Raw genomic sequence first — 23016 nt, forward strand, 5'->3', positions numbered from 1 at the left:
TGAATCTTTGAAAAGATTTTTTTATTATTAATCCTACTCCCAAAAAATCAAGGGAGTTTTTTGGAGATGAAATAGATTACGAATCATTAGCCTTAGCAAAAACTCTTTATTTGATTTTCCGTGATCCCTTTCATTAATCTCAGTTCACTAATTAAAAATTCATGTGCGTTATCCAACATTTTTTTCTCGCTTGTATTAAGTACCTTCTCTTTCTTCATACGCATTAAGTCACGTACAACTTCTGCACCTTCTTGCATTTTACCCGTTTTTATTTTGTCTGTGTTCACTTTATACCTTTGTTTCCACGGCAGTAATCTATCTGATTCTCCATGCTGAAAAATGTGTGCGATGTGTTTTAATGCAAGGATGTCCGTAACCGGGCGTACACTCGAACTCAATATTTTACCAGCAGGAATCATGATTTGCATATTACTGATTAACATTTTTATAACGTAATACTGTTGTTTTTTCCCTGAGACTTCCTTTTCTTCAATGGCTTTAATGATACCTGCTCCGTGCATTGGATAAACAATACTATCGCCTACTTGAAACAAATCGTCCACCTCCATATATGGTAACCTTCTTAAGTTTAACACAAATACTATTTTTATCAAATTTTCCATAATATCATAATTCAATTTTACTAGTCAATCTTTTTCTTTCATCTAAATCAAACGATTGCAGGGACCCATTGCATCCCTATAAAAAAGACACTAACCCCTTAGTGTTAGCGCCTGATCGGTGAATAGTAATTTTCTAATGCATAGTATATTTTTATTCGCATTACATACAAATGGAACTTTTGTTTTTTCATCTTTCCTCTTAAACATTAGCCGGCAGCTGCTCCACCACTCGCCCCGGCAGAGTTATTACGTTTCGTAATCATGTTGGCTCCCGTTACAACGGCAATGAATTCCTCATTTGACAACTCCGACGAGTGGTTACGCAATTCATAAGCAGGTGACTGGAAAAATCCGCTGACCTTTTTAAATGTAGCAGTTAAATTTTCATTTTCATCATCGAGGATATCATAGTCCTTGGAGAAGGCTTCTGATCTAATTTCATACATACCCTGATAGGAATTTTAGAGAAAAAAGCCAGCTTTGCTTTCGTTTTCCGACTTCTTCATATTGATTTTTCACTACCAACCCTCTCAACAGAAAAGAAATGAACCTTTTATAACAATAAGCCCTTCTTTATCCATGACATCCACTCCAGAAGAAAAAGCGCTCTTTAAATCCAGTAATCCAATCTGTTCATGGTCTTCATTAAAAATCTCCGTCGTACCGGCAGAGAAAAAGTTATCTTTAAAATAAATGGACTCCCCCATTAATATCCCCCCTTAAAATATCGTTACTCTAACTACGCAAAAACGCAAAACAGGTTTCACCTTCTCAGCACATAAAACTTGATCTTCTAGGAAGAATAAAGACAGAAACTACAAGAAAGGGGCCGAGATGATAATGGAAGAAATCAAAGTGGGGGAAACATTCACTATAAGTGATGAAACAAATGAGGATCAAACGGTTGAAGTTTTGGCAAAGGTAACCTTAAAAAACACGGACTATGTAGCCGTCAGCTTTGCAGAAGACTTACAGGAGGAAAACGAAGACGATATAGACGTCTTTTTCTTAAAGATAGACAATGAGGGGGATTTATCAGCCATTGAATCTGATGAAGAATTCGACAATGTATCGGAAGCGTTCGATGCAATTTTAGAAGACTAAAGCATCGGAAACGCTGTCCATGGAGGGGGGGCAACAGGCTGATTTTTTGAGGGAGAGACTTATAATAGTCCTCCTTTAAAGAAATAACCAACTTATCATCCATCATTTCTATGATAGATTTGAATAACGCTCCCTCTTTGTTTTGCTCTTCTTTTATGGTGATTTGATCTTCTTTTTATGTTAGTTGATCCTCTTCGGCGTTGAGTTGATCCTCTTGAAGGAGAAGTTGATCTTCTTCGCGTATTTTTTGATCTTCTTTTATGCCCACCTGATTAGGGTCCAATATTTTCCTCCGAAACTAAACACCCGCCAATAAAACAGCGGAAAGGAAATAAAGCGCCATCCCTTGTTAAAGGATAGCGCCCGATTGATGAAAATTGTTCGTTGTATTTCATGTAATAACCGAAGTTCAACACTTTTCCCATTCCATTAAAAATTCTTCTTCAGAAGTCTGTTCATCTAATGTTTCTTCTTTTATTACAAAGCCATTCTTCCAATAGAAATCAACGGCTTTTTTATTTTTCTTGTACACCTTTAATTGTATATTTTCCCTTTGATTTTTTATAAAATCTAACAATCCCTTTCCATATCCCCCGCCTTGATGCTTAACATCAATAAACAACGCAGCCAAATAATTATCGATCATCGATACGAAGCCGACAACCTCTTTATCGTTACTTACAACATAGGTTTCAGACATCGGGATATACTTTTCTGCCATCTCCGTTTGTTGTGATGTCCAATAATTCTTATCAATAAAGTTGTGTGCTATTAAAGAACCTTCATACCATATTTCTACTAATCTATTGACTTCTGTATTTTTGTTTTCTCTAATATTCACCATCTCACCCCGATAAATATTCCATGCCTTATTCAATTAAATGGCTCGATTACTGTTGTTTTCTGACTATCAGTTACAATCGAGTATTCGCCAGTTAATCGTTTTAATCCTGATGTATCCGAGATACGCAACCCTGTTTTAAAGGCAATCCATACGATGGGATTACCTCTTTGGGCAGAAGATATATAGAGTCATCTGCCTCCAAGCGTTATAGGATGGTCCTCAAGTCTGGCCAGCCGGCACCTTCTTTTCTTTTGCAGAAAACACAAGTTTCCAACTGATCAAAGCGGCAATAAGCACTACCACCAGATAACCAATCACTCCGTATGGCAAAAGGGTTGCCAGGTAATGCACCCCGCCAAATAGGCCGACGATGATCATTAAAATGATGTTCTTAGCGGTATCCATATCAGACGCGAACTCGAACGAACGGGAAAAGGGGTATGTTTGGTTGTTTAGTAGTTTATAAGATAACAGGGCATGCAATACACCTGTCATTACGATCACAAGCAGATCCGGTACAATCCGGAATGAAAACATCGCCAAAAAGAAAATACTGAGTACAACCATGAGCGGTAAATAAAGCTTGGTCAATAAAGCTTTTAAAGCTGCCCGGTAAAAAATGGATTCATCATGAATCGGAGTGGCCCGAAAAATCCATGCACCCTTATAATTGCTGGAAAACTTGAGCATATGAACGACAGCCGGAATCATGATGTTTCCTAAATAAATGGTCAGGAAATATTTGCTTCCCGGCAACCCGCCGAACCCATTCATGCTTATTTCATTGAACAGAAAGATAAACGGAAACACAAAAGCAAATCCAAGCGAAGGATAAACTTTCAACTTGAATTCCCGTTCCTGTTTCATCATCAGTGCTGAGAAACGGAAAAAAGTCCGCTCTTCCTTGCTCTTGCAGACAATGTTAGCTAATAAGTGATCGATACGATGTGCCCTTCGCTTATTGTCTCCACTATATTGCAGCAGCTTTTGCAAATTTTGTTCAAAAGAGGGAACGAGTTTGCTGTATATCACAATGGCCAAAATCGGTACCACGACCGAAAGGATGGAATAGCCGACAATGTAGCCCGCAGAATTGTTGTTCAATATCCACTCAAATGGCGCACTATACCAAATCGGCGGCAGCAGTAAATGCCACCATTGAAAGGTAACCTCGAAGTTCAAATCGGAAAAGTCGAATATTCTCACCAACACTTGGTAACCCGCTACGATACCGACCGAAAGCAGGATCTGCACATAATTGATGACATCTTTTAAGCGTTCTCCATCAAAAAAACGCAAAATAAATATGTAAATGAGTGCTGTCAACACCACAATCAGCATACCGGTTAGCAAAATTTCGATAAAAAAGATAACGGTAAACAGAACTCCGTTGACAAACAAACCGACAAGCAGTGGAACCATAGCGAAGGCACCGGTCACCTGAGTCATATAGATACAGACGTGTACCACCTTTGCCATACTGACTGTCCGCTGGTTGACAGGTTTTGTGTGGAGGATGTTTTTGTCTCTTACATCCAGCAGGACAGCAGAAAAATCAGCAATCATGGTGGTCATGAGAATAAACATCATCATGGCGAATACAAGACTCATCTGAAACAGATAGTAATCGCCAAACACAATGAACGGAATGAGAATCAATCCATAAAAAGCGTATAAGCCTAGAGATTTGATAAATTGATTGCCTTCTTTGGTTTTCGACTGTTCAAAAATCGTCGGGACCCGTCGCTGATCCATCGTCAGCTTCACCTGCAAGATCCGCCGCATAACCGGATAATCGACCCCCAGCATGGTAAACAAACGGCTCAAATAGTCCAGCATTCGCAAGGATAAGAAATTCTTCATCAGCTTCCACCTTCCCGGACGATCGACACAAACGATTCGGCGATTTCGCGGTGTTCATTGAAACCGGTCAATTGATTGAAGATTTCTTCCAATGTCCCTTCCTCATTTTTTGCCTGCAGTTCAGCAAATGTCCCATCGGCAACGATTTTTCCGTCTGCCAGCAGGACGATCCGGCTGCTGATTTTTTCGACCACCTCCATGATATGAGAGGAATAAAAAATCGTTTTTCCTTCGGCAGCAAGCTGGGCTAGTATTTCTTTGATAATCATCACACTGTTTGCATCCAGCCCACTTAGCGGTTCATCGAGGAATAGCAAATCAGGATCATGCAGTAAACTGGAGATGATCAGTACTTTTTGTTTCATTCCTTTAGAAAAGGAGGAAATTTTCGTGTGGAATACACCACGCATTTCAAATTTATCTAGTAGAAGCAAGGCTTTCCGCTCGGCAGCTTCGGGATTCATCCCATACATTTCGCCCGTGAACGTAAGGTATTCGCAGGCAGTCAAGTTGTCATAAATCTCAGCATTTTCCGGAACATAGCCGATCTTCCGCTTATAGGAAGGATCTCCATCGGCGATGTCTTGCCCAAAAATTTCCACCTTGCCGTTATACCCTCCTACCAGTCCGAGCATAATTTTCACGGTCGTACTTTTTCCGGCCCCGTTAGGTCCTATGTATCCGATGATCTGGCCGGGATACACGTCCAAATCGATCCATTTGAGTACCGGATCCCCACCATAGCTCATCGATAAGTTGGACAGGGAGAGGATTTTTTCGTCCTGATTGACCACCTTTTCATCACCTTCTTCATTAGTATGTACTTTTACCTTAACATAATTTTCCTTTCTGTGAGGTAGTGATTTTCAGGAGAAAAAGCGTAAGTACCTATCCATGACTGCACTTAATAAAAACCAAACCATAACAGGATAGGCAAAATGGAATTCACACCAGATGGGGAACATCTCCAGCAACGGAGGCAAGGTGCGTAGACTCTAGCGGGATGAGTGCGAGCTGAAGATCCACTTGGCAAAGCGGTATTCTTTGCCAAGTTAGCTGAAGCCGGACACGGAAAGCGAAGTACCTTGCCGGAGTGATGATTTGATTTGCACTATTACTAAGAGAAAGTTAGAATGATTTACTTTTTCCTAAGTTAATTGGGGGTTATTAAAAATATAAAAACCGAACGAATCGCTCGGTTTTTGTTGTGGTCGCTATACTACTGTTCCAGCCCCGCCTTTTCGTAATATTGCCGCCTCTTACTCTGGAAGGAGGTAAAAATCTTTATATGTTATATCCCAGCTAACAGCTTCTCCTATCAAACATGTTTCACAAAGCTCGCTTTTATTTCTTCGAGCACCTCTTCACCTGGTCGATCCCAAATGGCCTGGTTGATGATTTCCACTTCAATCGGGCCATAGTAGCCGGCCGCTTCCACCGCATGACGGATTCGGTTGATTTCAATTACCCCATCCCCCATCATTCCTCTCCCTTTAAACATGTCCGGCACAGGGATAACCCAGTCAGAAACGTGAAAACCGAGAACACGACCAGTCGCTCGTTCAATCTGTCGATAAAGTTCGGGATCCCACCATACATGAAAGACATCGACAATCACGCCTACCTCTTCAGGTCTGAACTGCTCGGCAATTGTATTGGCCTGATTCAGCGTTGAAATGACCGATCGGTCCGCCGCATACATTGGATGCAATGGTTCAATACCGAGCTTAATCCCATAGGATAGGGCAAACGGAACAAGCTTGGCGATCCCTTCTTCCACATGCTTTCTGGCCGTCTCTATGTCACGGTCTGGTCCCGGTCCGCAGACAAGCACAAGGGTATCCGTTCCGAGCTCGGCAGCTTCCTCTACTGCCCGTCGGTTATCATCGAGACGCTGCTCTCTTTCCGCTGCAGTCGATGCCGGAAACATCCCGCCACGGCAGAGACTCGACACATGCAAACCAGCATCGCGAATCATATTCCTGCTCGCCTGCAAGCCTGTTTCTTCTACTTTGTGCCGCCACAAAGCAATCTGTCCGATTTCCGCTTCTTCACAGCCACGGACGGCCTCTTTCAGATTCCATTGTTCTGTGGTAATTTGATTCAAACTCAATCTATTTAATATTGCCGGTTTGGTCATCCTTTGTCCCCCTGTTCAATTCCAGCTTGTGCCAGCAAAAGCTTCATCCTGGTTGCGGCAAGCTCCGGCTTTTCCAATAAGCCCGCCTGGTCTGCAAAGACAAATAAATCGGCCAAATGCGTTATCGAGCGTGCGCTTTCCCTACCGCCGAGCATACGGAAATGCGTCTGATGTCCATTCAAATAAGCCATGAATACCACACCGGTTTTATAGGAAAACGTCGGTTTTTGGAAAATATGCCGGGCAAGCGGCACCGTTTTTTCCAATATCCCATCATAAGCAGCTTCGTCTCCAACGTCCAACGCATGTAAGGCTGCCGCCGCAGCAGGGGCAATCGCATCAAAGATACCGAGCAACGCATGGCTGTAACCGTGCTCGTCCCCCTTGATCAATGCCGGATAGTGAAAGTCATCACCGGTGTACATACGCACAATTTCCGGAAGGAGCCGGCGCATTTTGATTTCCTGCCCAGCATCCAACAAGGACACTTTTATGCCCTCGACTTTGCTTTCGTTATCCCGAATGATTGCCAGGCAGACATCCATCGCTTCGTCAATCGATTCGTGTCCCCAGTATCCTTTCAAGGCTGGATCGAACATATCACCAAGCCAGTGCAAAATCACCGGTTCAGAAACATTTTCCAGGATACAGTTGTAAACATGCCTATAATCATCCGGTCCTTTGGCACAAGCTGCTAGAGCCCTGCTGGCCATCAGAATGATCTGGCTACCTTCCCCTTCGATAAATGCACATTGCTCTAGATAGGCATTTTTCACATCCTCCAAGGTAACATCCGGCGATGGTGCGAGTTGATCGGTTCCTGCTCCACTGGCGATTCTGCCGCCAACCTCCCTCGCTTCCTTCGCTGAACGGCGGATTAAATGTTTGGCATTTTCCCAATTCAACCCCATTCCCCGTTGGGCGGTATCCATTGCCTCTGCTACCGACAATCCAAGCGACCATAAGTGATGTCGGTATGCCAGGGTCGCATTCCAATCGACACTGGTATCGAAAATCGGATCAGCATCTGCCAACGGATCGGCAACGACATGAGCAGCAGAAAAGGCGGTCCGGCTGGAAAACTTTTTTTTCGGTGGTATGGAAAATGGGAAAGAGGCCTTCATTTGATAGGTGTAGAGCTTTCGGCCCTTCGCAGGTAAAATCAATTTGATGCTCATACGCATCCCCTCCTATACAATCAGTTCTGGGACTTCTACCCAGCATCTTTCTTTCCAGGACTTCAATGCCAAGTCAGATAACTGGGTCCCTTTAGCACCCTCAAGTAGGTCCCAAGGAAATGGTTCGTCGGCAGCAACATGTTTCAGGAACAATTCCCATTGCAATTTGAAGCCATTGTCGAACGTTTGATTGTCGGGCACCTCTTCCCATTGAGAAAGAAAATCATGCGGGTTCGGTATATCCGGATTCCAAACCGGCTTTGGAGTGTTGACGCGATGCTGTGTTTTACAATCCCGAAGTCCTGCTACGGCACTGCCTTCCGTCCCGTCAACCTGAATGGTCAATAAGTCGTCCCGATTTACTCGGACCGCCCAGGATGAGTTAGCTTGAACAATAACCCCATTTTCCAATTCAAACGTGCCATAGGCCGCATCATCTGCCGTACATCTGTATTTCTCCCCTTGTTCGTCCAGTCGTTCCGGTATATGGGTTGCGCCGATACAAGAAACCGAACGGATACCACCAAACAGGTTATCGATTACATAGCGCCAGTGCGCAAACATATCGACAATGATCCCGCCGCCGTCTTCCTCCCGGTAATTCCAGGATGGCCGCTGCCCCTCCTGCCAGTCTCCTTCAAACACCCAATAACCAAATTCGATACGGACAGACAGCATCTTTCCGAAGAATCCTGCATCAATCAATCGTTGGAGCTTTAACAAGCCCGGCAGAAATAATTTGTCCTGTACGACACCATTTTTCACCCCCGCGTGTTTGGCGAGCCTGGCCAATTCGAGCGATTCCTCCAAACTGGTGGCAGTCGGTTTCTCACAATAAATATGTTTGCCCGCTTTTATTGCCCTGCGGATACTATCGCCCCTTCTCACCGTTGTCTGGGAGTCAAAGTAAATCTTGTTTTGTTTATCGGCAAGCGTCTCTTCGAGATTCGTGCTCCAACGCTTGATACTGTGCTGGTCAGCCAATTTCTTCAGCTTTTCCTGATTTCTTCCTACTAAAATGGGGTCGGGCATCAAGGTGTCACCATTGTTTAAAACAACCCCACCCTGATTTTGGATAGCGACAATAGAACGAATCAAATGCTGATTTGTTCCCATCCGACCCGTAACCCCGTTCATAATGATTCCGATTTTCTGCTGCATGTATGTAACCCCTTTCATCGTTATGACTCTATCATAACGGCATGAAAAAAATCCGTCTTACTAATCTAAGAACGGATTTCTAAGAATCGGAAACGGGTTAGGAATGGCTGCTTTATTTTTGAATTAACTCCTGATTGTAGGCGGTACGGTATTTCTTCGGAGAAATTTGCACAACATTTTTAAAGGCTCGATAGAAGGTCGATAATGATTCGAAACCTACTTCAAAGCATATCGATGCGATATCTTTGTTTGTACTTGCCAACAGTTTTTTGGCAAGATCGATACGTACCTCGGTTAAATACTGCATCGGGGTGACCTGGTAGCGTTCTTTGAAAATATTGTTCAGATGACGGGTACTGATTCCCAATTTATTCGCTAGGTCCGTCGAACTGAGAATTTCGAAATAATGGGTATCGATATAGTGTTGCAATCGCTCTGCGCGTAGCACGTTGGCATCAAATACATCAGTGTCATTCTGCGACCTAGCAAACTTCAAAAGCAGTTCAGAGAGAAAAATCCGCATTGCCACGTAATTAAGCTTTTCACCCTGGGATTGCTCATAAAGCATTTTCCGAAGCAGCTGCCGGACGTTGCTTCCTTCAAAGGGATTCAGTTCGACAAACTGCGTTTCAGCAAACGATTGCTCAAGCAATTCATTTTTAACGGAGTTCTCCAATATCGTTTGCTCAAACGCAAGAACAAGTACCGTCAGCTTGGAGTCGGAAATGATGGAATGATCGGAATAAGGGGAAATAACAGCCACATTGTCCTGTTTAAAGGCATAACTCTTTCCGTTCAGCACAATCCGGCCTTCTCCTTCCAGAGCATATAAAATTTCGTACACCTCGTGATGGTGCTCGCTGACTAAATCTCCTGCCAGATGGTTGCTTTCATAAAGCCGAATCCCTTCCTCGGATAAGTGCAAATCCACACGGTTGATTTTCACCAGCTCCCCCGTTCTATTATTTCGATTCTATTAGTTATATATTAGCATAGGAAAGGTTTCATGACTCCGACAGCCGGTCATGTTTTACGCATGAAATTTCCGCTATCCTGAATAAATGCATTCCCATTGACGTTGTAGATATTATAGCCGGCAGGTTCTCCCACAGAATTTTGAGAGTTCTTGTATTGCAGACTCTTTGGCAGACTGTTTCTCACTTTAATCTCCTTACAGTCAGCCTTGTCTAAGGCATTCTCTTTCACTAACAAGATATTGAAAAGCTCTATGGAGAGAATGTACACTTTCATTCATCTTTGACTAATTGTGCATGAAATTAGAAAAGGAAATAAAACACTAAAAAAGCCTGGGTTTAACCAAGCTCCTTTTACCGCTAATCTTCTATTAAATTAACTTTGATCTTTCTAAAACGTACTATTTTGCCGTCAACGCGATTCTGCTTTCCTCTTTCAACCCAACCTAATGGTGTCCACTCGAGATTCAAGGAATAGATACGATTCAAGATTGCACAAATCATACACTGGATAAATGATTCAACCGCCATTCACCATTCTCATTCGCTCTTTTATGTAATGATGGTAATTTTTTTCTTCATCCAAACTTAAATTGTCAGATTCCTTCTTGATAATAATTGCAAAAACGTCTGACAGATACAGAAAAAAGTGATGATCATCTTCTGTAATTTTTTCAAAATCGCTCCATTGGTAATGATCATGAAAGTTATCAGTGCTTCGTTCCAGTCCATTGTCCGAAATCACCACCCTGTAAGCGCCCAACATGGGATGCCGTTTGGTTTTCCTGTACATTCTCTTAATACTTAACAATGTTAGTTTGTCATAAACAGGGGAGAAAACCAAAAAGTAACTGAGCGTCAAGACAACTGTCAAGAGGAGCTCACTGGTAAGGGGAGCTCTTCCTAACGATAACAACATAAAGACAAATATACAGATAGACGTTATAATCCCTGCATATTTTTTTCTGCTAGTATGTAGCTTTGTATTGGCTAGAGTGTTCTTTTGTAAAGCCATCACATCTTCAAGCGTTAACCGATATCTCACCTCTACCATAATCTTTTCCTTTCTGGAGGTTTTCTCCTCTTATACTTTTACCAAGTGTCTTATTCGAACGTTTCCAAGTCTTCTATTTTCCATCTCGTTTTTTCAAAATCCGGATCATTCCACTCAAAACCGACCTTTCCAGCGTTCAATGTCTGATCCTCCGTCACATTTCTCACCCGTACAACTGCTTGTACAACATAAGGCTTAGCAGTCTGAGAATCTCTAAACGCATTCATTTCCGAATAAGCGGTATTCAATGTGATACCGTACTCTCCGCTTTTGTGCCCTTCTCCGCTTTCTATCCTTTTCGTACGCTCTTCCGGACTTTCCTCTGTTTGATCTTCCTTTTTCTTTGCTTCCGACTGATTCTGCCCTTTTTCCGATTCATCGCTTTGACAGGCTGATAGAGAAAGTACAAGAAGAATGACTACTATTATGGAGATAGAATCTCTTTTTTTCATATAACCCCTCTTCCTGTTCCATTACAATTTTACCATAATATGTTATTATTTTGATGAATTTTTTTACTTACTGCAACATTCTTCCATTTTCCACAACATCTCTTCTCCTGGACTGAAATGGACAATCTATTAAAAGGCTGGCCCATAAGTTTTTTAATACTTATGGGCCAGCCTCTTTTCACACAATACACTTAAACTCCATCAAATGGTAGGAAGGTTAATTTATAGTATTGTTCTGGTACAGTTGTTCCACTTCCTCCTCGCTCAATACCTCCTTGAACATTTTCACTTCATCGATGCTGCCTTTCATTTGTAAAGCGCTAGGATTCCATGGTGCACCGCCGATAATCAGTTCCTTTTCATTATCAGTGATGGGGCTGGAGCCTGCTGTCGATTCTGCCACTTTTTCTCCGTTCATATAGGCGACCAATTCCTCGCCTTGTTCCCAAGTTAAGACAAGATGCGTCCATTCCTGCGATGGAACCGAGCCTTCCTTCATAGACAGTCTTCCTGTCTCCGTCCACAACTCTGGATAAATCCCTTCTTCGACGCCGACCACAAAGCCGTCGCCGATCGAAGTTTTCCCAATAATTTTCTGGTCGTTGCCAGCATCATCAAGCTTTACCCAGAAACTGATCGACAACCGATCACCTCCATTCAGTAATACAGAATGGGGGATTTCAGCCCAACCGCCATCTAGGCGCAAAGCTTGGCCAAATTTCCCTTCTGTAAAAGAGGCATTTCCACTAACAGATACGTCATGGCCATAGGGAGATCCGTCCGCAATGCTGTCTATATTGTCCTCATCGAATCCTAGATCCAGTACAGCCTGGCCAGCATAAAGGACATGGAGATCAGCAGACAAGCCATTGACCTCAACTTTGTGGATACCTGCAGGTACACTCGGAATCGTGAAGTTGACCGTTTCGGTTTCATCTGGAGCCAGGTTCACCGTTTTGGATTCCAACAGTTCGCCATCAAAGGAAAGGTCGATTTGTCTTTCTCCTTCCATCAACCCGATATTTTTCACTTCGACTGATACCGTAGCATCTTCTTCCGGTTCGACGGAATTCGCTTTCAGGTTGTCAAACTCGAAGATAGGTGTTTGTTCAACTTCTCCGCGATATTTCCATTTCCCCTTTCCAGAGGCGGGTTCGCTGCCAACAAAATTTGAGATCGTTTCTTTCAATACATTAGCGTCCGCTTTCAGCTGCTGCTGTGCTTCCTTTGAAATGTCGGATGATTTTTTATTCACCTTATTAATAAAATCATCCAGTTTCTTGAGCGACTGCTTCATGTGGTATTTATCAAACTGGCTGCGGGACTGGTCGAGCTTTTTCTGTAGTTGTTTTTCCAACTTTTCCTCAATATCTCCAGCAGCGGCAAAGTCGCTTACTTCCTTGGCAGCATCAGCGAATTTTGCGCCTGTATCCCGGTAACCGAGCAGCTCTAGCTCGCCAATCACCGTCTCATCGGCTCCCCCATTATCTTTGATGATAAGGCGGTAAAATTGATAGTTCCCTGGATTTTCAATCGAGAACGGACGAGTAAAGTTGCGCCATTGAAACCGCTCATCTTCCCTTCGGTCCAGCACGGTCCAATTTTTCCCGTCATTCGAACCAATCAGCGTCCACTTCTCCGGATCCTGTGGCTGATCGGAACTGGAGGTAACCGTGTACATGAGTGCATGTTTTGCACCGTCGGCAAAATTGTATTGCACCCAAGGTTCTTCGCTCTTAAGTGTCAGGTCTGTGGTCGAAGTATTGTCGAACAGCTTATCAGCCGTTCCCTGGTCCGAATGATACGTGGTTCCTTCATCGTCATCCGTTAAATCGTGAAGGGAATCAACCGATAACTCGGAACCATCGGTTTTTGAATCCGTAATCGAATCTGGAAGTGCCTCTTCTCCTGTTCCCCAATCCGATGGAGAATCTCCCATTTCAAAATCGAGAACAGCCCCATCGGCTATTGTCTCATGATCGATGGTGAGTTGTTCATACGGTTTTCCATTTACTTTCAGGCTTTGCACGTACTTGTTTTTGTCACTGACGTCTGGAGCGTTGATGACGATGTCTTTGTCATTTTCCAGATGAATGGTCATCTTTTCAAAATACGGAGCACCAACCGCATATTCCGGTGACCCCATTTGCAATGGATAGAAACCGGCAGCACTGAATAAGTACCAGGCAGACATTTCCCCATTATCCTCATCGCCTGGGTAGCCCTGACCAATTTCACTTCCCAGGTACAGACGTGATAGTATTTCACGTATTTTTTCCTGCGTTTTATCCGGCTGGCCGGAATAGTTGTACATATATGGAATGTGATGTGCCGGTTGATTGCTGTGCCCATACATTCCCATGCGTACATCCCTGGCTTCCCGCATTTCATGGATCAGTCCGCCGTAGTGTCCCGGATGCTCCGCTGTTTCTGGCGTGGTGAAAAATTCGTCCAATTTCTCAGCAAGTCCTGCTCTTCCTCCATAAAGATTTGCCAGTCCCTGCCCGTCCTGGGGCACATGGAAAGCCATATTCCAAGCATTCGTTTCTGTGTAGTCGCCGCCCCATTCAGCCGGATTGAACGATTCCGCATCGGTCCGCCATTCTCCTGATGGGTTGCGGCCCATGAAGAAACCTGCGTCTTGATTGAACATTTCTTCATAGTTGCCGGCCCGCTCTTTATAATAGGCGGCATCTGTTTCATATTTTTTCTCGCCAGTTTCTTCTGCCAGTTTATCTGCAATATTAGCGATAGCATAGTCATTGATGTACCCATCCATCGCCCACGACATGCCCTCGCCGGTAGCCGTATTGGTATAGCGGTCAAAAATCGACGAAGCAAGCCCTTTACGGCCGACACTGTCGTCATCGCTTCGGACGGCAGCATTTTTAATCGCCGATTCATAGAAGGCATCGACATCAAAATTGGTTACCCCTTTCAGATAGGCATCAGCAAAAGCTACGTCAGAGCTTGTTCCGACCATCAAGTTCGCATAACCTGGAGACGACCACCTGGAAATCCAACCGCCATCCTTATACTGCTGTACGAAGCCGTCGATCATTTCTCCAGCCTGGGTTGGCGTCAACAAGGAGTATGCCGGCCAAGAAGTCCGGTATGTGTCCCAAAACCCATTGTTGACATATACCTTGCCATTGACGATTTTCGCCCCTGTTTCTGTTGCCGTATTGTCTCCTGCTGGATCGGAAAAAGAACTGGCATATTGGTATTTCGGTTCTTCTGTTGTGCCAGTATTTTCATACCCGACATTAGGATACAGGAACAGACGGTACATGTTGGAGTACAACGTGGTCAACTCATCTTTGCTGGCACCTTCCACTTCGATGATATCGAGCTTGTCTTCCCATGCCTGCTTGGCAGACTCTTGCAAGCTGTCAAAGGTATCATCCGGCTGAATGTCCTGTTCCAGGTTCTTTTTGGCCTGATCTACGCTCAGTAAGGATGTCGCGACTTTCATGGTGACCGTTTTGCCAGCGGATGTATCGAACGCGTAGTACCCCGCTACATTGTCCCGGCCTTCGCCTGTCAACTTCCCGCTGTCGATGACATCCTGGTCAAATTCTGCATATACGAACATGCGGGTGGCACCTGTCGAAAGACCACTCTTCACGTCGGTATAACCGCTGAGTGTTTGTTCCTCTGGATTCAGTGTCAGCCCTCCATTATTATTGACGTTGTCAAAAATCAGCTTGCTGCTGTCTCCGGTAAAGGTAAAACGAAGCATGGATGCCCGGTTTGTCGGCGTCATTTCGGTCTGAATACCATTTTCAAATTGGACGCTGTAATAATGCGGCTTGGCAATCTCATTTTCATGCTTGAAAGCAAGCGCCCGCTCTTCACGATCTGCACTTGGCTCTTCGGCCGCGGACGGCATTACTTGGAACGTCTGGCGGTCACCCATCCATGGACTTGTCTCATGACTGAGTGAAAAAGCCTCCAACTCGGGCAGATTATCTTCGTTGTTGGCCTGCTGATAGGTGTACAGCCAGCTAGTCGAGCCAGCATCGGTTACAGGGGCCCAAAAGTTAAAGCCGTGCGGTACAGCGACTGCAGGAAAATTGTTGCCCCGTGAAAAGGTAGAATTGGAATTCGTTCCTCGCAAAATATTTACATAATCGACCGGGCTGTCATAAACAGGTTCCTCCGGATTACCTTTAATATGAATATCATCGATACTTCCTTTAAACACACCAGGGCCCTCCGGATTGTCGTAAGCTACAAGAATACGGTCGATCATTTTTCCTTCCGCCACTTCGCCGATTTCAGCTGACTTGAAGTTCCACTGATTGGCATAAAGTGTTTTGGATTCTCCCTGGGCCTGGGGAGTCAACTCTATCCCATGCTGGTCTTGTGCTCCGAGTTCGCTTAAATACGTCCCATCAGTAAAAGCGAGATCCACGGACACATAGGTACTGGAGTAATCCAGGTGGTCTTCGTCCGCGAACTGCGGATGCACATAATAAGAAAGCTTTGTTTCATCTGTTACCGCTATGTCTACATCAAACACTTTGTTATACGAATAACCCCTGTCTGCTGCTGTGTGAGTCCCTTGATAAGTCAACGCGCTTTGCCCGGACCATCCGACATTTGTTTTTCCTGTGTAACTGCTGTTCGGTCCGTCCCCTACCATAGTCTTCATGCCGCCTGTCGTTTCTACAGGAGGAGCATCTTCCCCATTGGAAAGGGCGATTTCCGCTAATTGCGTCAATCCTTCACCGGCATTTTCGGTGATTTCAAATCGATAATATTGATAAGCTTGATCATTGCTGAACTCATAAAGTTTTCGCTGATAACGCTCGTCGAATTCCTGATCAGTCTGTTTATCGAGCTCCGTCCAATCCTGTTTATCGTTGGAACCATATAGCGTCCAATTTTTCGGGTCTCTCCCAGGTGCATCATTGGCCGATGTGAACGCATATTTGATCACGTGCTCCGGTTCGGAAAAATCGAGTTCTATCCACGCGGTCGGCTCAAATGCCAGCCACTTCGACTGGCTTGTCCGATCGATAAGCATATTCGCGACTTCATTAGGGGGGTTCTCAGCGCTGACCGTGACGTTTTCAACACGCTGGGTGATATCTCCCTGAATCCCTTCATGGACAATTTCCCCGTGGACACCTGAAGTTTTTTCTTCCCCATCAATGGTTTCTACCGCATCTTCCCAGTCCGGTAATCGATCTTCCGCTTCAAAAGATGTTGAAAAATCTACATCTTCCCCTTCTTCTGCATAAGTACGGTTGATTCCCAGACCAGAAACCGCATCCATAATTAATAACAAGATAAGAAAAACAGAAACATTTCTAAATATAATTCTTCTTTTCACAAACTTCCCTCCCATTGGTTGGATGTTGTCCGATTTACACAGATTGTCATTCCTTCCTTTTTCACCTCCTATAAAATGAAGCGCTTACATATATCGAGTTCATTATAAAAGACAAGATAAAACTTCCTCAACTTTTGTTATTCGAATTTTCAGAAAATGGTTAAAAGGTAACACGTTAAGGGGATAAATGTATGGAGGGAAGGACTTATCGCCTACTGCTTAGAGGGATTTAAATGGAAGAAAAATAACCAGAAGCGGGTGTTTTATACCCGCTTCTGGCTAGGATCAATTATCTAAAAATCCTGGCTGCTCATAGCTCGGATTAGGATAGGTATAGAATCCTTCCCCGGTAGCCGCTCCTAGTTTTCCTTTATCGATATACTCCGTTTTCAACAGTTCTGCCAGTTTTTTGAACTGCGGATCACCTGTTTTATCCGCCTTCGCTTTGACAATGTTATAGGAAGTCGTAATTCCGACAACATCCAAAATGGCAAACGGCCCTTTAGGAGCTCCGGTTGCAATCATCCATGTTTTGTCGATGGTTTCGACATCTGCCACTTCATTCGACAACAGTAATTCCGCCGCATCCAACAACGGAACTAGCAGCGAATTCAAAATATATCCCGGCTGCTCCTTATGTAAAGGCAAAGCAACCATTCCGATGGCTTTCGCAAACTCAATTACTTCTTCAAAGTACTGATTATCTGTTCCAGGATGCTTCATGATTTCCGCCGTATTGTTCTTCCAAATTTCATTAGCAAAGTGTAGGGCCAGAAACTTCTCCGGACGGCCCGTCGCATCCGCAAACTGGCTTGGCAGCAGGGTAGAAGAGTTGGTGGCAAAAACCGTTTTTTCCGGTGCCACTTCTCCCAACTGATTATAAAATTTCGTTTTAATATCGACCACTTCCGGAATCGCTTCAATGACAAGATCCGCATCCGCTGCTGCTTTTGCTAAATCAGAACTGAACGAAATACGATCGTAGGCAGCATCCAAGTCTGCTTCAGTCGCTCCTAAATCCTCCAGATAACTGCTTTTCAGTTTGCTGATTCTCTCTTTCGCTTTCTCCAGTGCTTCATCATTAATGTCATATACAAATACATGAAATCCATGGTATGCAGTCTGGTAGGCTATTTGACTTCCCAATACGCCGCTTCCCGCTACTGTGATGTTTTGGTAATTCATGAGAATTCCTTCTTTCTGTGTCATTAGGCCAAAATGCCTGTCCTTTTATTATAAACCTTTACAAAAAAAGAATGAATGGAAATGCATATCAACAAACTGCCGCCGACCAGAATAGTGCTGCTGCCACGTTAGGAAGAGCAATTTTGCTCCTGTGTTATAATGCAATGGAAATAGTTCAATTAACGGAAAGAAGTGATAGAAGTGAAAGTACTCATCGTAGGGGCAAGCGGAACGATTGGAACAGCAATCGCCAAAGAACTGGAAAAAGATCACGAAATAATCCGCGCTGGTCGTAATGGCGCTGATGTTCAGGTGGATCTTCAATCAACAGATAGTATCAAGGACATGTATGAAAAAATCGGAAAAGTCGATGCAGTCATCAACGCCTCAGGAGGGGCAAGCTTTGCTCCCGTTGCGGAACTAACACCAGAGTTAAATGAGGTTGCAATCAGCAGTAAACTGAAAGGACAAGTGAATTTGGTGCTTCTGGGAATCGATTATGTGAACGACGGCGGCAGCTTTACCCTGACAACAGGTGTCATGATGGATGACCCTATTCCCAAAGGAGTATCTGCAGCCATGGCAAACGGAGGCGTAAAAGCATTCGTCAAAGCAGCAGCGATAGAAATGCCAAGAGGGATTCGTATCAATAATGTCAGTCCAAATGTTTTACAAGAATCCCTAGACAAATACGGCGACTTTTTCCCCGGATTCGAAGCGGTTCCTTCTTCGCGGGTGAGCCTTGCCTATAAAAAAAGCGTCGAAGGAAAACAAACTGGACAAACCTATGAAGTCTATTGACAGCAACCATGGAAAACCAGGAATGAATCGCGATTCATCGCTCGTTATGCGAACAATTGACTGAATAGATATATATAATTCAATACAATCACCCAGGATGTAACGACAAGCCGCAAAGCGGTTGACCAAACAGGTAGAAAAAAGTAACTAGCTCACCATAGATCAGGGGCGGTTACTTTTTTCTGTTTACTAAAGCTTCATAAGTTGTCATTCAATCACCCCCCCTTCTACAGGAGATGCTGCTCGGGTGATGAAAAGCACGCCATTCAAATGGCCCGGGGACGTGTTTAAAAATAAAAAATTTTATAAAGCAACGGCATCAATGTAACCAACAAAACAATGACCATGACAATGTAAAGCAAGTTGGAAACCAATATTACCATCCATTTTCTGTGCTTGATCTGGTACCTGTAACTAACAATCCACGAAAGTAATAAGAAAATCAGAAAACCTATATCAATCGGGTTAAAGGTTGGCGTTCCATCAGGTGCACTAATATCCACGAACATGGCGATCCCGAGAAAACCGATAGCGCCTAACATTAATAAGTTGATAACATGCACAGCAAAAAGATACACATTTTTCATATAACCACCATCCTGGTAATTTTCGTGACAAACAATCTTTGTGAACAACATGAAATGGAGTAAACAGCGTTCGTTCCTTTCCAAGGAATGGACGAACGGAATAAAAATTTCATTTATGCAGAAAGTACCTCTGAATCAACCAATGGAGGTATATTTTTATGAAAAGAAGCATCTGTGGTTTTTCTTTTTTGATGGGTTTGTCTTTCCTCTTATCTTCCTTGCCTGTTGAGGTTATTTCTGCACAAGACCAGGATACCTTTAAGGAACAGATAGAAAACTTCGGCAAAAAAAAGACGAACAAAATGCCCGTTAATTATACATTAAGCGAGGCCAAAAGAAATGGAGACATCACACCTGGTAATATGACCGAGAAGCAGAAAAAAAGAATTCTCGAATTTAAAGAAAATGTGAAGAATAAAAAAACCGATTTTATCCGCTTTTCTTCATTTAGTAAAGGGGGAATTGCACCGATCATTAAAGAATATCAATTTAACGGGGAAATCATATATTACCGGTATGATAGCACCAGGTCCGTCAATTCTTCCCAAAAAGTTGTGGAAGATTACTGTAAAAAAATCGAGTACTTAGACAAGCCTTTCAAATCAACTTTCCTGACAAATTGCTTTTATAATGAATCTATTGAGTTTTAACCACATCTTTCAATTCGAAAATTTATTGATGGAGTGACATTTTTCGAAAAAAGCCCTATCTTTTTGACTCTTGAAGAGAGAAATCTATGCCATAACATAATCGAAGATAACGCCGACAAACACAATACTCAATCCAACTGCAAAAGGAACCCTTTTCTCATTCACTTTCGTTTGTTCAAAGACAGCAAAAATAAGCGCCATCATCCCTATAAAAAGGATGCTTCGAGTAAATAGGAAGTATTCATGGGAAATAATTCGGGAAACTTTTGAATGAAACCCGACATGATTCCGAAACTGCCGATAAATATAGGAATTCTTAATTTCCAGTACATGACGCCAACCAACTTTCCGAGAGCAATTTTTTTACAACACTATCTCCATTGCTTCCTAGTGCACGATCCCTCTCAAGTATAACATAATTTTCCAAAACCAAATTAAAAAACAGGAATACGAAAATCGCATTCCTGTTTTTCCTCAATCTATATTATTACACAACTGCCAAACTTCTGTCCGGTTCTCCACTGTCTGTACTGATTTTGACCGACTGGCCGCTTTGTAATGCCACATCCTGGTCAAAATGCCGGAAGGTCAGCGCTTCTCCGGATTTCAACCAATAGGAAATCCCGTCTTTTTCCATGGTAACCGACAGCAGCCTGTTTTGGAATTGCAAATTGAAAGACGCAGTCTCCCACTTTTCTGGAATGACCGGTGAAAAGGACAACCCGGTTTCTTTCAATCGCAGGCCGGCAAAACCATAGACAATCGCCATCCATGTCCCGCCCATGTTGGCCATATGCAATCCATCCTTTGTATTGCCATGCGTATTATCCAGATCAAGGCGCGCCGTTTTCATGAAATAATCATACGCCTTTTGCTGGTAGCCAAGCTTGGATGCCATGATGCTGAATATACAGTAAGACAAGGATGAGTCGTGGGTGGTTACCTGTTCATAATAATCGTACGACTTTTGAATGGTTTCCAGGCTTTGCTCATCCTCCAGCAGAAAATGGCCAAGCACCGTATCTGCCTGCTTGCATACTTGATAACGATACAGGGTCAATGGATGATAGTTCAGCAGTAAAGGAAATTTCTCCTTCGGCGTGCCCGGTAAATCCCAGCGCCGCTTCTGCAAAAAGGTATCATCCTGCGCATTGATGCCCAACTTTTCGTCGTACGGCAAATACATGTTTTCGCCTGCCAATGACCACTCGTTTACTTCTTGTTCATTGAGGGACAAAGCATCCTTTAATTCACCAAGCAGGACACTGTCCACCTCTTCCAACAGCTTATATACCTTCACTGCCCAGGTAAGATTGTGCTTAGCCATGACATTGGTATAATAATTGTTGTTGACGATACACGTATATTCATCCGGCCCGGTAACATTGTCGATACGGAACTGTCCTTCATACATATGGCCGGTCTCCATCCACAGCCGTGCTGTTTCGAACAGTACCTCCGCCATATACTCCTTCAGAAAGTCGACATCTGTCGTAGCCAGAAAGTATTGAATATAGCTATAAGCAATATCAGCACTTATATGATACTGTGCTGTACCAGCCGGGAAAAAGGCGGAAGATTCGGTACCGGTGATTGTCCGCCACGGAAATAAAGCTCCCTGGCTGTGTCCCATTTCTTTGGCACGCTGCCTGGCACTGTCCAACGTAGAATAGCGCTGGATGAGCAAGTTTTTAGCCAAGTCAGGATTGGTCATCAAAAAGACCGGGAACATGTAGATTTCCGTATCCCAGAAGTAGTGCCCTTCATATCCTTCACCGGAAAGTCCTTTCGCCGCAATGTTGCTGACCGGGTCCTTCCCTACCGACTGGAGCAGCTGAAATAGATTAAAACGAATGCCTTCCTGCAGCTCTTCATCCCCTGCGATCGTTACGTCGGAGTTGCGCCAAAAGTTATCCAGGTATGCAGTTTGTTCGACAAGGAAATCTTCAAAAACGGCACCTTTTATTTTCGAAAGGAGGTCGATTCCTGTCTCAACTAGTTTTTCCTTATGCCGTAACGTGTCAGTGTAAATGTTGAACTTGGTGAATCGGATTGGACCGCTTCCGTTACAACTATACGTTTCTTCCACCTTATTCTCATATATTTGGCTAATATATTGGTAACCAGCCGCTGCTTCTACCACCGTCTCCGTTACACAGGAAACCTCCAGCTTCGTCACCATTGTTTCGCTGCGGACAATGCTGTATGTGTCTTGCTGGCCAACTTCTTTGATAAGTGTGCGTTTTGCATGGCCTGAAGCAATCCGCGGGTCCTCTTCATCTGTATAATTGGAGACGTCGCCATTAAGCGAAGAAACAATCTTAATCTCTTTGATTTCGCTGACTGGTTCTACTTTTATATCCATCAAGAATAATTCTTTCAGGGCAAAAGAAATCAATCGCCGGAAATGAAAATTCACTTCTTTTCCTTCTGGAGAAACCCAATGAATGATCCGCTCGGAAAAACCTTCATCAAAATGGAGATGCTGCTCATATCCGAGTATCTTCCCGGTAAACAAAGAAAACGGCTCGCCATCTATTTCGATTCTAACGTCCTGCGCATCGATGATATTGACCAGCTTTTGTTGAGAATCCGGAAAAGCATGTAATTTCTCTCCATAGCTGATTTCCGTTTCATCATGAAATGCATTTATATAAGTGCCGCGAATGGAACGAATGTCTTCCCGATAGCCTTCCTCGAAGTTCCCTCTTACTCCCACGTAACCATTTCCAAGGGCAAACAGACTCTCATTCAACAACAAATTGTTTTCATCTAATGAACTTCTGGAAATTTTCCAAGTCATCGTATCAAACTCCCCTGCTTACAGATTGCCATAGCCGGATCAACAGTTATGTTTAAGCAATAAATGCTATCTATTAATAATTTATGGGGTTTTTACAAGATTGGCCCCTCGTATATAACAATTACCAGGGCTTTTTCCAGAGTGATTGTTGCTTTAATACCCTCCAGCCACAAGATTTTAAAATCATAGAAAGCAGATGATAAGCGGAGGAAATACCAGTGCAATCTAATCACTCATTTTATATAGTAAAAAAGCC

General features: G+C 43.5%; 19 protein-coding genes and 1 pseudogene. 3 read left to right on the forward strand and 17 right to left on the reverse strand.

Annotated features, from left to right (window positions below):
• Window positions 1-92: 92 nt before the first annotated feature.
• The 3 genes from ERJ70_RS16060 to ERJ70_RS16070 form a co-directional block, all read right to left on the reverse strand.
• Window positions 93-569: a CarD family transcriptional regulator gene (locus tag ERJ70_RS16060; RefSeq protein WP_209365790.1), complete on the reverse strand. Its 477-nt coding sequence runs from the start codon at window positions 567-569 to the stop codon at window positions 93-95.
• A 260-nt stretch (window positions 570-829) separates the two neighbouring features.
• Window positions 830-1069 (reverse strand): hypothetical protein, encoded by a 240-nt coding sequence (locus ERJ70_RS16065; protein ID WP_209365791.1) that lies wholly within the window; start codon window positions 1067-1069, stop codon window positions 830-832.
• Window positions 1070-1153: 84 nt separating this feature from the next.
• The gene (locus ERJ70_RS16070) at window positions 1154-1330 is read right to left on the reverse strand and encodes a hypothetical protein (protein ID WP_209365792.1); all 177 of its coding nucleotides are present in this window, start codon (window positions 1328-1330) and stop codon (window positions 1154-1156) included.
• Window positions 1331-1463: 133 nt separating this feature from the next.
• Between ERJ70_RS16070 and ERJ70_RS16075 the strand changes: the two genes are divergently transcribed.
• A complete protein-coding gene (locus ERJ70_RS16075; RefSeq protein WP_209365793.1) occupies window positions 1464-1727 on the forward strand; it encodes a DUF1292 domain-containing protein in 264 nt (87 codons plus the stop codon).
• 409 nt (window positions 1728-2136) lie between these two features.
• Here the strand turns inward: ERJ70_RS16075 and ERJ70_RS16080 are convergent, their stop codons facing one another.
• From ERJ70_RS16080 to ERJ70_RS16130, 12 genes and pseudogenes are all read right to left on the reverse strand, one after another.
• Window positions 2137-2571 (reverse strand): N-acetyltransferase, encoded by a 435-nt coding sequence (locus tag ERJ70_RS16080; protein WP_309507473.1) that lies wholly within the window; start codon window positions 2569-2571, stop codon window positions 2137-2139.
• A 47-nt stretch (window positions 2572-2618) separates the two neighbouring features.
• Window positions 2619-2729: pseudogene (locus tag ERJ70_RS20060) on the reverse strand (tyrosine-type recombinase/integrase); the annotation flags it as partial.
• A 61-nt stretch (window positions 2730-2790) separates the two neighbouring features.
• Entirely contained in the window at window positions 2791-4434 is a 1644-nt protein-coding gene (locus ERJ70_RS16085; protein WP_209365795.1) for a hypothetical protein, read from the reverse strand.
• Window positions 4434-5183 (reverse strand): ABC transporter ATP-binding protein, encoded by a 750-nt coding sequence (locus ERJ70_RS16090; RefSeq protein ID WP_209369456.1) that lies wholly within the window; start codon window positions 5181-5183, stop codon window positions 4434-4436. Before ERJ70_RS16090 ends, ERJ70_RS16085 begins: the two co-directional genes overlap by 1 nt.
• A gap of 569 nt (window positions 5184-5752) precedes the next feature.
• Window positions 5753-6574: a sugar phosphate isomerase/epimerase family protein gene (locus ERJ70_RS16095; protein ID WP_209365796.1), complete on the reverse strand. Its 822-nt coding sequence runs from the start codon at window positions 6572-6574 to the stop codon at window positions 5753-5755.
• Window positions 6571-7752 (reverse strand): dihydrodipicolinate synthase family protein, encoded by a 1182-nt coding sequence (locus ERJ70_RS16100; protein WP_209365797.1) that lies wholly within the window; start codon window positions 7750-7752, stop codon window positions 6571-6573. Before ERJ70_RS16100 ends, ERJ70_RS16095 begins: the two co-directional genes overlap by 4 nt.
• A gap of 12 nt (window positions 7753-7764) precedes the next feature.
• Complete coding sequence (locus ERJ70_RS16105) at window positions 7765-8913, reverse strand: Gfo/Idh/MocA family protein (protein WP_209365798.1); 1149 nt, start codon at window positions 8911-8913, stop codon at window positions 7765-7767.
• Window positions 8914-9025: 112 nt separating this feature from the next.
• On the reverse strand, window positions 9026-9859 hold the full coding sequence (locus ERJ70_RS16110) for an AraC family transcriptional regulator (protein WP_209365799.1): 834 nt from the start codon (window positions 9857-9859) through the stop codon (window positions 9026-9028).
• Between the two features lie 548 nt (window positions 9860-10407).
• Window positions 10408-10941, reverse strand: coding sequence for a YcxB family protein (locus ERJ70_RS16115; RefSeq protein WP_209365800.1), 534 nt, complete (start codon window positions 10939-10941; stop codon window positions 10408-10410).
• Between the two features lie 50 nt (window positions 10942-10991).
• Entirely contained in the window at window positions 10992-11393 is a 402-nt protein-coding gene (locus ERJ70_RS16120; protein ID WP_209365801.1) for a hypothetical protein, read from the reverse strand.
• Window positions 11394-11610: 217 nt separating this feature from the next.
• Window positions 11611-16734 carry a GH92 family glycosyl hydrolase gene (locus tag ERJ70_RS16125; RefSeq protein WP_209365802.1) on the reverse strand — a complete coding sequence of 1708 codons (5124 nt, stop codon included), beginning with the start codon at window positions 16732-16734 and terminating at the stop codon, window positions 11611-11613.
• A 285-nt stretch (window positions 16735-17019) separates the two neighbouring features.
• Window positions 17020-17919 (reverse strand): 3-hydroxyacyl-CoA dehydrogenase, encoded by a 900-nt coding sequence (locus ERJ70_RS16130; protein ID WP_209365803.1) that lies wholly within the window; start codon window positions 17917-17919, stop codon window positions 17020-17022.
• Window positions 17920-18120: 201 nt separating this feature from the next.
• Between ERJ70_RS16130 and ERJ70_RS16135 the strand changes: the two genes are divergently transcribed.
• Window positions 18121-18720, forward strand: coding sequence for a short chain dehydrogenase (locus ERJ70_RS16135; RefSeq protein WP_209365804.1), 600 nt, complete (start codon window positions 18121-18123; stop codon window positions 18718-18720).
• A 287-nt stretch (window positions 18721-19007) separates the two neighbouring features.
• On the opposite strand, the gene ERJ70_RS16140 is transcribed toward ERJ70_RS16135, so the two are convergent.
• Complete coding sequence (locus ERJ70_RS16140) at window positions 19008-19307, reverse strand: hypothetical protein (protein ID WP_209365805.1); 300 nt, start codon at window positions 19305-19307, stop codon at window positions 19008-19010.
• A gap of 158 nt (window positions 19308-19465) precedes the next feature.
• Here ERJ70_RS16140 and ERJ70_RS16145 point away from each other — a divergent pair, with 158 nt between their 5' ends.
• A complete protein-coding gene (locus tag ERJ70_RS16145; RefSeq protein ID WP_209365806.1) occupies window positions 19466-19957 on the forward strand; it encodes a hypothetical protein in 492 nt (163 codons plus the stop codon).
• 487 nt (window positions 19958-20444) lie between these two features.
• Here the strand turns inward: ERJ70_RS16145 and ERJ70_RS16150 are convergent, their stop codons facing one another.
• Window positions 20445-22760 (reverse strand): glycoside hydrolase family 65 protein, encoded by a 2316-nt coding sequence (locus ERJ70_RS16150; RefSeq protein WP_209365807.1) that lies wholly within the window; start codon window positions 22758-22760, stop codon window positions 20445-20447.
• Window positions 22761-23016 lie beyond the last annotated feature (256 nt).

It is taken from the genome of Sediminibacillus dalangtanensis (genome assembly GCF_017792025.1).
In the GTDB taxonomy this organism is placed as follows: domain Bacteria; phylum Bacillota; class Bacilli; order Bacillales; family Amphibacillaceae; genus Sediminibacillus; species Sediminibacillus dalangtanensis.